At 54.7% G+C, this 10,865-nt stretch carries 10 protein-coding genes; 3 read left to right on the top strand and 7 right to left on the bottom strand.

Going from position 1 to position 10,865, the window contains the following annotated elements; translation table 11 throughout:
* Positions 1-124 precede the first annotated feature (124 nt).
* On the bottom strand, positions 125-1,339 hold the full coding sequence (locus SPI6313_RS16520; RefSeq protein ID WP_084669074.1) for a response regulator: 1,215 nt from the start codon (positions 1,337-1,339) through the stop codon (positions 125-127).
* Positions 1,340-1,733: 394 nt separating this feature from the next.
* Between SPI6313_RS16520 and pgl the strand changes: the two genes are divergently transcribed.
* Positions 1,734-2,468: a 6-phosphogluconolactonase gene (gene pgl, locus SPI6313_RS16515; RefSeq protein WP_072621981.1), complete on the top strand. Its 735-nt coding sequence runs from the start codon at positions 1,734-1,736 to the stop codon at positions 2,466-2,468.
* A 216-nt stretch (positions 2,469-2,684) separates the two neighbouring features.
* Positions 2,685-3,386, top strand: a complete 702-nt coding sequence (locus SPI6313_RS16510) for a double zinc ribbon and FHA domain-containing protein (RefSeq protein WP_072621980.1) — start codon at positions 2,685-2,687, stop codon at positions 3,384-3,386.
* 4 nt (positions 3,387-3,390) lie between these two features.
* On the opposite strand, the gene SPI6313_RS16505 is transcribed toward SPI6313_RS16510, so the two are convergent.
* The 4 genes from SPI6313_RS16505 to SPI6313_RS16490 all read right to left on the bottom strand — a co-directional run bounded on the left by SPI6313_RS16505 (position 3,391) and on the right by SPI6313_RS16490 (position 6,758).
* Positions 3,391-4,023, bottom strand: coding sequence for a response regulator (locus SPI6313_RS16505; protein WP_072621979.1), 633 nt, complete (start codon positions 4,021-4,023; stop codon positions 3,391-3,393).
* Positions 4,024-4,042: 19 nt separating this feature from the next.
* A complete protein-coding gene (locus tag SPI6313_RS16500; protein WP_084669073.1) occupies positions 4,043-5,098 on the bottom strand; it encodes a sulfotransferase family protein in 1,056 nt (351 codons plus the stop codon).
* A 378-nt stretch (positions 5,099-5,476) separates the two neighbouring features.
* Positions 5,477-6,082 (bottom strand): TerD family protein, encoded by a 606-nt coding sequence (locus SPI6313_RS16495; RefSeq protein ID WP_072621977.1) that lies wholly within the window; start codon positions 6,080-6,082, stop codon positions 5,477-5,479.
* A gap of 103 nt (positions 6,083-6,185) precedes the next feature.
* The gene (locus SPI6313_RS16490; protein WP_072621976.1) at positions 6,186-6,758 is read right to left on the bottom strand and encodes a TerD family protein; all 573 of its coding nucleotides are present in this window, start codon (positions 6,756-6,758) and stop codon (positions 6,186-6,188) included.
* A gap of 22 nt (positions 6,759-6,780) precedes the next feature.
* Here SPI6313_RS16490 and lpxD point away from each other — a divergent pair, with 22 nt between their 5' ends.
* On the top strand, positions 6,781-7,824 hold the full coding sequence (gene lpxD, locus SPI6313_RS16485) for a UDP-3-O-(3-hydroxymyristoyl)glucosamine N-acyltransferase (RefSeq protein ID WP_072621975.1): 1,044 nt from the start codon (positions 6,781-6,783) through the stop codon (positions 7,822-7,824).
* Between the two features lie 263 nt (positions 7,825-8,087).
* On the opposite strand, the gene thrC is transcribed toward lpxD, so the two are convergent.
* A complete protein-coding gene (thrC, locus tag SPI6313_RS16480; protein ID WP_245788833.1) occupies positions 8,088-9,194 on the bottom strand; it encodes a threonine synthase in 1,107 nt (368 codons plus the stop codon).
* A 99-nt stretch (positions 9,195-9,293) separates the two neighbouring features.
* The gene (locus SPI6313_RS16475) at positions 9,294-10,766 is read right to left on the bottom strand and encodes a DEAD/DEAH box helicase (RefSeq protein ID WP_072621974.1); all 1,473 of its coding nucleotides are present in this window, start codon (positions 10,764-10,766) and stop codon (positions 9,294-9,296) included.
* Positions 10,767-10,865 lie beyond the last annotated feature (99 nt).

Here is a 10,865-nt window from a genome sequence, read left to right as displayed (position 1 = left end):
CCCGTGAGTCGGCAGAGTCAGCAAGTATTGAAATCACAAAATTGTCAGCACCTAGAGCTATTTTAGAGGGGTGCTTTCGTTTTTGCCGTGAGAGCTTGGGAACTGTTACGAATTGTGATGCAAGCTAGGTCGGCAATCCCTGGAGGTTGAATTGCTGAAGGAGTGCCAAAATCCGGGGCCCATCGATCGGTTTACTGAGAAAGGTGGTCGCCCCTGCAAGCTTGGCACGGACGCGATCCACCACACCATCCTGAGCCGTCAAGATCACCACGGGCACGCTTTTTAGTGCCGAAACTCGCTGAATTTGGGCACAAATTTCATAGCCATTGGCGATCGGCATCATCAAATCGAGGAAGATCACATCCGGTTTGTACTGGATGAGTAGCGGCAGGGCCTTGAGCGGATCGTTAATGGGTAAGAATCGATACCCGGCATCGGTCAGTAGTTGCTCCATCAGATGACAGAGGTGGGGACTATCATCAATGCAGGCGATGAGGGGTACAGTATCCGACGGTGCAGGATTCGACGCGGCAGGCGTGGGGGGGGTCACGGGGGCGAACAATGCCGAGATCGGCAGATCGCTGAGGGGGCCAACGCCGAGGAGTCGCTGCTGAATGTAGGGACTGAGCGATCGCGCTACCCGTAACGGATCTTGCTGCATCACGGTGGCAATATCCCGAAATGTGCGCTGACTATTCATCAGGCGCGAAAAATTTTGATAGACGGGGGGGGAAACCACCTGAGCCAAGGCTTGAGGGTTAAGGATCTGGGGGGCAAGATTGGGAGAGCAGCGGGTTAAGTTCGCCTGTTGCCAACTCTGCCATTGGGTTAACGATTCAGTGACCAGGGATTGGACGTGAAGCGTGGACTGAGAAGGCAAGATGCCCCGTTCCGACGGACGCACACCGGGTTGTTCGGTTAAGGATGCCGGAGGACGCTGGGTCTGGGGTTGCAGGGTAAACTCTTGCCACAGATCGAACAAGACTTCTAGGGTGAGCGATCGGATCAGTTCATTCAATGTCGGTTGATTGACCAAGCCCCGACGCATCAACATCAGCAGCAGATTATAGCCCCAGTTTGCGGTTCGATCTTCGGGACGCAGTTGAATCGAACTGACCATCGCATCGGCACAATGACGCATCAACTGTCGCTTTAACCGCCGAATCGGATGGATGCCCCCCGTGGCCCAGGCAAAACGCCCCAGGTTGAAATACAAATCAAAGGCGATCGCTGGCGAAAAAGTAATCCGGAGACAACCCGTTAAATTCTGGGCGGCATAGCGTTCCAGATACGGCATGAAGGTCTCTGGTGTACAGGCACAGGGAGGGGAAGGACTCATGCGGTGTTAGGGGTAGAGGGTGAGAAAATCTGATGCGGGAGACAAAAATGAGGAAGATGAGACAGCGCTCTGAATCAAAGGAAAGAATTGGGTCTAGTCATTAAGAGATTTACCGCGCTGACCTCTCGAACACCAACCGTAAAATCACGAAGATCCACACGCTGTTTTATCCGTTCAGACTCAGAGGATTCCCAAAAAACAGTGGGGGTAGAAACTGAATTGATGATGTGCCCGCATCAGGGATTTAGTCAGTTCCTTAATTGTACCGTGTCGCCCTAGGGCGATCGCGCCCCTTGCCCCGACCTCGCGCCACTTCCGAAGAAATCACTAAAGTTTAGGGACGGGGTCGGGGAGTCCTTCTAGGCTAAAGTTGTACTTTGTTTGTGGAAATGCTATGACCCGGACGATTCAAGTGTTGGCGGATAAAGGCGCGTTGGTGGCCCAGGCGGCGGTGCTGGTGTGCGATCGCATTCGTCACACCCTCGCCCACCAAGACCGCTGTACCCTCGCCCTCGCGGGGGGCAGCACCCCGAAACCCTTGTATGAAGCGATCGCTCAGCAGGATCTCTCGTGGGAACGGCTGCATATCTTTTGGGGCGATGAACGCTATGTTCCGGCGGATCATCCCGATAGTAATGAAGGCATGGCCCGCGCTGCCTGGCTCGATCATGTGGCCATTCCGACCGAAAATATTCACCCGATGCCCACCCACAGCGGCGACCCCGCCGCCGATGCCGCCCAGCATAACCAAGAGATTCTCGACTTTTTCCAAGCTCCGGCGGGAGAATTTCCCCAATTTGACATCATTCTGTTGGGCATGGGTGATGATGGGCACACCGCCTCGCTGTTTCCCCATACCGAGGCGCTGCAAGTGTGCGATCGCGCCATCACCGTCGGCAACAAAGACGGCCAACCAAGGCTCACCTTCACCGTCCCCCTGCTCAATCGCGCCCATCTGATTCTCTTCCTCGTCGCCGGAGCCAGCAAGCAAACCGCCCTCGGTCACGTCTTCGCCCCCGAAGACGACTCAAACCACTATCCCTCACGTCTGATTCACCCGGCCGGTGAGGCGATCTGGCTATTAGACAAAGCCGCCGCTGAGGGTGTTGCCCTTCCCGGCAGGCCGTAAATTTTTCTTACCGTTCCCCCTGTAGCCGACCTTGGACTGATCCCCCCGATTAAGATTGAGGAAGTACGCCAATGATCGCTGGGAGTCGTCACCGGAATCCTCGGCCGAAGCGGGGCGAGCATCACTCCCATCCGGAAATGTGAATCATCAACGTCGTAGTAAGAGACGGAACGCCTCCGTGTTGATTTGGTTTATTTACTCTCTCCTGTACGCCCTATGATTGTTTGTCCGAACTGTAGTCACCAAAATCCAGAGGGGGCGACTCAATGCGAAGCCTGCTACACCCCTCTCCCTAGCACCACGTCTTGCCCGAACTGTGGCGCTTCGGTGCAGTCTGATGCGAGCTTCTGTGGCCAGTGTGGTTTCAGTTTACAAGCGACCAGCATTCCCACCATGACCCCCGAAGCCAACACCCCGCCCCCCTTGCCAGATTTACCCCCCGATTTGGAAGTCCCAGAGTTGGAGGTTCCTGAATTGGACTTTCCGGAATCGATGCCGGATGTGAGCAGCAATGTCCCGGATCTGCCGCCGCCGCCGCCGGATCTGCCACCACCGCCCCCGGTTGGCAGTGCCGCCACCCAACTGCAACTCCAAACGGCTCAGTTACTCCATGTTCAAACGAATTCACCGATCGAACTGCCCCAAAATTTAGCGGTGGTTCACCTGGGCAAGCCGGGGGGGCCGATTCCACCGGATATTGATGTGTCGGGGTTTCCGGATTCTGCGGTGGTGTCGCGGGTGCATGCGGATATTCGGATGGAGGGGGATGCCTACTATCTCGAAGATGTGGGCAGTTCTAACGGGACGTATATCAACCATTCGCCGCTGTTGCCGGGGAATCGCCATCGGTTGCGGGCGGGCGATCGCATTGCCCTCGGTAAAGAAGACAAGGTGACGTTTATTTTCCAAATCAAGTAAGGCCCTAGCGGAGAAATTGGGCAGCAAAGAGGGCGGCTTGGGTGCGATCGCGCAACTGGAGCCGCCCTAACACATGGGTAACATGGTTTTTCACCGTCCGCTCGGAAATATACAGCGCCTTCGCAATTTCACGATTACTATAGCCCTCCCCCAACAGCGCCAGCACCTCCAATTCACGCGGCGTGAGTTGCGCTAATTCCGGCGGGGGCTTGGGGGTCGGCGGTTCAGCATGGGCCATCATTTTGTCAAGCAAGCCCGGCCCTAAGTGACTATAGCCCCGCTGTACGGCTCGAATCGCCTCGGCCAATTCATCCGACGGCGTATCCTTCAATAAATACCCCTTTGCCCCTGCCCGGATCGCCCGACTCACGGACTCATCATCATCAAAGGTGGTCAACACCAAAATCTTGATCGCCGGGGCCTGGGACTGGATCGCCTCCGTGGCCGCCACCCCATCCATAATCGGCATCCGAATATCCATCAGCACCACATCGGGCCGGAGCGCGATCGCTTGCTCAAGCGCAATTTGTCCCTGTTCTGCCATCCCCACCACTTCAAGATCGGGCTGGGCTTGCAGGAGACTTTTCAAGCCTTCCCGCACAATGGACTGATCATCCACAATCAGTAGTCGAATCATTGCACCCTAGTTGCTGCGATTATTTTTTCCCGATTAAACTTTTGAGGAAACTCAAGATTGAGGTGCGGGCTTTGGGGTCTTTGACCATCCGTTGCAGTTGATAGGTGGCAAAGACAAACGATGTACCGATTAAATCAAAAAGATCGCTCAATTTAGGGAACGGATGGGTAAGGGCATAACCGGCAGACTCCATACTAGCCCCGGCAATTTTTTCGCAAATCAAGATTTCTGTCGCGGTGAGTTCTTTATTTTTGCCTTGATCCGAGGAAGAATTACCTTTTTCAAGGACAACATTGCCCACCACTTGCGTGTCTAAAAAACGGGCGAGGCAATCGGCGACGGCTTCGGGGGTTTTGACGAGATCTTCAAATTTAATCGTTTCCACGGGGGCGCGATCGCGCTTCAGAAACGCTTGCACCGCCTCGTAGGATTTTTTCCAATAGAGAGCATACACCATCGGATGATATTGGCGCGATTCCCCGTCCTGCGTGCCGTGGGTCTTGACACGGGGCAAGCTCTTAAACGATCGCATCATTTTGCGAGGGTCGCGCAAAATATAGACAAACTTCACCCCCGGAAACAAGGTCGCTAACTCATCCATATGGAGGAAATCTTGGGGCGTTTTATACCCCCAGCGTTGCTTTTGGGCATGGAGAGAGAGGCGGGTGATCCATTCTTCGAGAACCTGGGGCCAGGTGAGGGGATTTTTTCCCTCCAGGGCGGTGAAGACAGCCTCTTCCATGGCGAAGGTATCGTCCCACGTTAAGTTCGGCACATCAAACGTGGCTTCGTGTTTAATTTTGGCTCGTAGTTGCCAAGTAATCGAGTTGATATAGTCTTGCAAAAGTTTGGGCTTTTGCGCCAAGTTCATCCGACTCGAAATCCCCAATGCCGCTGCTTTTTGATACGGATACAAATCATCAAAGACAAACCAGCCCTCTAGGCACGATAAAACATGGGCAAGGTAGGAGGAGCCACTGCGGGGCAACCCCACCACAATCACAGGGGCAGTGGATTGATTGACAAGCAGCACAGGACTCTTAATTACGGAGTCTAGAGTTGAAGGATCTGGCATAGTCTAGGACTTACGATTGAGGGATGATCAAGGCAGAAGAAACCAAAGCACCATAGACGGACAGCGATCGCACACGGAGTAGTCAAGACGCTGAGTACAGGACAAACGTTGAAATATACGACGGCATCTTGATTTTGATGGGGTGGGAGCATCCTGCTCCCTATTTTGTCTGATCCCAGCGGGCAAGATGCCCGCACGACAGACTATGGATTTTTAGGGAGGGTGTTGAGTTTTGCGATTGTTCTACCCAACCTGCGAAATCATCAGGGTTTCAGCCCAAGCCTGATTTTTTGTCCTGTACTCAGGTCAAGACGATACCACCTGACTCTCCATACTTAACCTAATGATGCTGTTAACGGCTCTGGTTCTTGCATTTTCTTAATACTGCTTGAGGATATCTTTGAGGTTGTTGATCTGAATCCCATCACCGATCGCCGCTAGTTGCCAGCCATTCCCCTCGCGATAGAGTTTCGCCATCAGCATCCCCGTCGAGCCGTGATAGTCAGCACCTGAGAGGTTATAGCGGGCGATTTCGCTGTGGGTTTCCCTGTTTTCGAGACGCACAAAGGCGTTGTTAACTTGGCTGAAGTCCTGTTTGCGATCGCGACAGCGATAAATATTCACCACAAACAACAGGGTTTGAATCTCGGCCGGAATCGCGTTCAAATCAACGATAATCTGTTCATCATCGCCGTCTCCGGCTCCGGTTAAATTGTCGCCTAAATGGGTAATGGCCCCGGAGGGATGGCGCAGGTTGCCAAAGTACACCATGTTAGGAATGTTGTTTTGGGTGCGGCATTTATTCTGCGCGTCTAGGCAGATCACCGTCGCATCGAGGTCAAGATCCGCTGTATTTTTGAACAACTGCATCAAGCCACCGGATTTTTTCGCCACATCCCAGCCCAGGCCGCACAGCACGCGAGTGAGTCCGGGTGCTTCTTTGACGAGGGAAATTTGTTGCCCTTTTTTGAGATTAATGCCCATGAGATTTTGAAGTGAAAGAAGAAAAATAGGACTCCCATCCCCAGGGATGGGAGCGATCGCCACTCAATCCAGATGATCCCATCCGGGATTGAACGCGCCCGGATTAACTATAGCGATCGAGCAAGGCTTGTAAGCCGCCTTGATAGCCTTGGCCTACGGCATTCATCCGCCAGTCCCCATCTTTGCGATAAATTTCCGCCATGATCATCGCGGTTTCCGTGGAATAGTCTTCGCCGAGGTCGTAGCGCAACACTTCTTCTTTGGTTTCCACATTCACCAGGCGCACAAAGGCATTGTGGACTTGCCCGAAGTTTTGGCCCCGCTGGGGGGCTTCGTAGATGGTGACGGTGAACACCATTTTTTGAATGTTTTCAGGGACTTTGCGCAGATCGAGGATCATCGCTTCATCATCGCCGTCTCCGGCTCCGGTGAGGTTGTCCCCCATGTGCTTGACGGATTGGTCAGGATCGGGACTAGTCAGGTTATTGTAAAAAATGAAATGGCGGTCTGACGGGAGTTTTTCGTTGGCATCCAGGAGGAAGATCGACGCATCCAAATCAAAGGGTTGACCATCGGTAGAACGAGCATCCCACCCTAAGCCGATAAAGGCGGCTTTGAGTCCGGGGGCCAATTTTTCGAGGGAAACTCGTTGTCCTTTTTGGAGAGAAACTGCCATTGTTGTTGTCTCTAATTGTGCAATGAAATTTAGTGAACTGTTAGAACGCTTTGAGGCGGACTGGGTGCAGAGTGATAGCCTCTCGCTTGGTAGCCATTGTAACCCGGTCTTGAACGGGGTCGCGGCCGTAGAAACCGCACCATCGGGAACGATCAGCTACATCGAGGGGGATAAATTTGCGGCGCAGGTGGATAGGACGGCGGCCAGTGTGTTGATTTTGCCGGTGGATGAGGGGTTACAGGCACGGGCGACGGCACGGGGCATCGCTTGGGTGGCGACACCGGAGCCGCGCTTGCTGTTTGCTGTGGCGATCGCTCAATTCTACCAACCCTACCAACTCGCGCCCCAAATCCACCCGACGGCGGTGCTTGATCCCTCGGTGCAGGTGGGGGATGATGTGGCGATCGGGGCCCATGTGGTGATTGAGCGGGGGGTGACGCTGGGCGATCGCGTCTGTATTTTCCCGAATACGGTGATCTACCCCGACTGTGAGATCGGCGCGGGCACGGTGATTCATGCCAACTGCACGATCGAAGAACGCACGGTGATCGGGGCTGACTGCATCATCCACAGCGGCGCGGTGATTGGCGGGGAGGGGTTCGGGTTTGTGCCCCAGCCCCAGGGTTATGTGAAGATGAACCAGTCGGGGCGGGTGATTTTGGGCGATCGCGTCGATGTGGGCTGTAATTCCACCATTGACCGCCCCTCGGTGGGGGTAACCCAGATCGGCACGGGCACAAAGATTGATAACTTGGTGCAAATTGCCCATAACTGCACGGTGGGCGACCATGCGGTGATGTCGGCTCAGGTGGGCCTATCGGGACAGGTGACGGTGGGCAATTGGGCGATCTTGGCGGGCCAGGTGGGGGTGTCGAACAAGGTGAAGATTGGGGATGGTGCGATCGCAACGGCCCAATCTGGCCTGCATCGGGATGTGGGCCCGAAGGAGGTGGTGTCTGGCAGTCCTGCGATCGCTAACTCCCTCTGGCTCAAGGTGTCGGCGGTCTACAGTCGCCTCCCGGAAATCTACCAAACCCTCCGCCAACTCAAACGCGCCGCGAAGTAGCGATCCTCACCAACCCTCTCCCCCCGGAGAGGGCTTAAGACTCCCTTCTCCTTGGGGGCTACTGCTGAGACATAACCCAAGTGACGAATCTGGAGGGGGCATGAGTGAGCCAGAGACTCAAACTCCCCTACATGGAATCCTCTGTCGTGCGAGCTTCTAGCTCGCTGCCTTGACTACAGAGGGGGATTAAACGCAGGCGAGGTCAACGTTAGAACGTTGTGGATCAGCAGTAGCCTCATCGAAGCAGAGCCGGGGATGAGGGCTTAGGCCATCCCCATTACCTGCGCCACGGTATTCAGATCATTGGCGATCCCGGTGTGGGCTTGGTTGGTGCTGGCTTGAATCGCCGTATCGGGATCTTTTAAGCCGTTCCCCGTCAGCACACAAACCACCGTCGCACCGTCGGGCACTTGGTCTTTGCATTGGAGCAGGCCCGCCACGGAGGCGGCGCTGGCCGGTTCGCAGAAAATCCCCTCTTGACCCGCAAGGAGGCGATAGGCGTGGAGAATTTCGTCATCGGTGACGGCGTTAAAGTCCCCTTGGGAGGCTTCCTGAACGGCGATCGCTTTTTCCCAATTCGCCGGATTCCCAATCCGGATCGCCGTCGCCACCGTTTGGGGATCGGAGCACAGGTGACCGGTGACCATCGGAGCCGCCCCCGCCGCCTGAAACCCCATCATTCTCGGCAAGCGCCCACTCTTGCCCCGTTGGTGATATTCACAAAATCCCATCCAATAGGCGGTAATATTGCCCGCATTTCCCATCGGGATACAGAGCCAATCCGGAGCATCCCCCAGGGCATCCACCACCTCAAAGGCTGCGGTTTTCTGGCCTTGGAGACGGTAGGGGTTGAGGGAATTCACCAAGGTGACGGGGTAGTGATCCGCCAACTGCCGCACTAGGGTGAGACAGTCATCAAAATTACCATCAATGGCGATCACGTCTGCCCCATATAGCAGGGCTTGCGCCAGTTTACCCAGTGCCACATAGCCATCGGGGATTAAGACATAGGCTTTCATTCCCGCTCGGCAGGCATAGGCCGCTGCCGCTGCGGAGGTGTTTCCGGTACTGGCACAAATGACGGCGCGATCGCCCGCTTCTTTCGCTTTGGACACCGCCATCGTCATGCCCCGGTCTTTAAAACTGCCGGTGGGGTTGAGACCATCATATTTAGCGTAGACAGCGACATGACGACCGATTTCTGCGGCGATCGTCGGGATCGGAATCAAGGGGGTATTCCCTTCGTGAAGGGTGACCACCGGCGTTGTCTCGCTGACGGGGAGAAATTCTTGATAATGGCGGATCAGACCCGGCCACCCTTGATGGCGTGAGGGGTCAATAATCGCGGGGGCAGAAGGACTTAAAACCACGGTGAGCCTCTGAGGAATTCAGATTAACAAAAAAAAGATGGGATCATTATTATCCCATCTTTTTTTATTTTCTCGCTTTTTTAGGCGATCTTGGCGATCTTATTGCGCCGCATGGGATCGTTTCCGATTGCCAGACCATTGGGTGGGTTTTTTCGACCGACTCCCTTCAGAGTAGGGCCGGCGCGATCGCCCTTTATTGGCACCACCGCCACCACCACCGCGTTTAATCGGTTTTTGCACGCCGTCGTCCGTGGGGACATCCCAATCGGTTTTCATCCAGGCCGGGCAGGATTGGTCGTAGACCATTTGAAGAGCAGCAGCGGCGATCGCTTGGGGATCATATTCCGCGCTCAACTCCTTCACCGTCGGCAAGAACGACGCAATCCGCTCACCAGACAAGGTTTCTTGGAGGGTGGATTTCAGTTTCTCTAAGCGACGCGCTTCAACGAGCGATCGCGTCGGAATCTGGGACGTTTCGATCCGCTGTTTCAAACGGCGCTCAATCCGTGACAGGAGGTGACGATCCATCGGTTGAATCAAGGAAATCGCTTTCCCCGTCTTCCCAGCTCGGCCCGTGCGGCCAATGCGGTGAATATAGGTTTCCGCACTATCGGGCAGATCGTAGTTAATCACATGGCTGAGGTCTTCCACATCCAAGCCGCGCGCGGCGATATCCGTGGCTACCACCAACTGCACCTGACCATTCCGGAAGCGTTGCACCAACCGTTCCCGCTGCACTTGGCTTAGGTCACCGTGGTATTCATCGACGGTCAACCCAGCCCCTTGGAGCTTGACAGTGATTTCCGCCGCCGATCGCTTCGTCCGCACGAAAATAATGCCCCGTTCTGGCTGTTCAATTTCCAGAATCGGTTGGAGCGCCTTAATTTTCGTCCAACTGCGGGGAATCATGTAGACCCGTTGCTCAATCCGCATCGGAGCTTCATTGGTCTGCTTGACCGTGACGGTGGCGGGGGATTTGAGGAATTTTTGCACCAAATCTTGAATGGCACGGGGCATGGTGGCCGAGAAACACGCCGTTTTTCGGGTGTCTGGGGTGCTTTTCATGATCTTGATCACATCATCAATGAAGCCCATACTGAGCATTTCATCGGCTTCGTCAAGGACGACCCACTTGAGGGTATCGAGCTTGAGCTTTTGGCGATCGAGCAGATCAATGACCCGGCCAGGCGTACCGACGACAATCTGAGCACCGCGTTGCAGGCTCCGAATTTGTCGTTCGATGGATTGACCCCCACAGACAGTGAGGACGTGAACACGACGACTCACTGCAAAATCTGTTACGGCTTGGGCGACTTGTTGAGCCAATTCCCGCGTGGGGGCCAAAATCAAGGCTTGGACTGTTCCGTCTTGCGGATCGATGTGTTCGAGCACCGGCAGCGAATAGGCTGCGGTTTTTCCGGTTCCAGTCTGGGACTGACCCACCACATCACGGCCCGCCAAGATTTGGGGGATCGCTTGTGCTTGAATGTCCGTGGGGGTTTCAAACCCGATCTCGGAGAGTTGCTCAACACAACGCTCTGACAGTCCAAGACTTGCAAAAGAAATTGTCATAAGTATTCTTACTTTGGTTTCCGTCTAGTTTAAAAAACTTAACCTGATTTGTGAATGGGTGAGGTCAGCATTCGGTAACGCGATCGCCCATGGGTCAAG

Origin of the sequence: Spirulina major PCC 6313, assembly GCF_001890765.1 — a bacterium.
In the GTDB taxonomy this organism is placed as follows: domain Bacteria; phylum Cyanobacteriota; class Cyanobacteriia; order Cyanobacteriales; family Spirulinaceae; genus Spirulina; species Spirulina major.
This window is presented reverse-complemented; position numbering and strand designations above follow the sequence as displayed.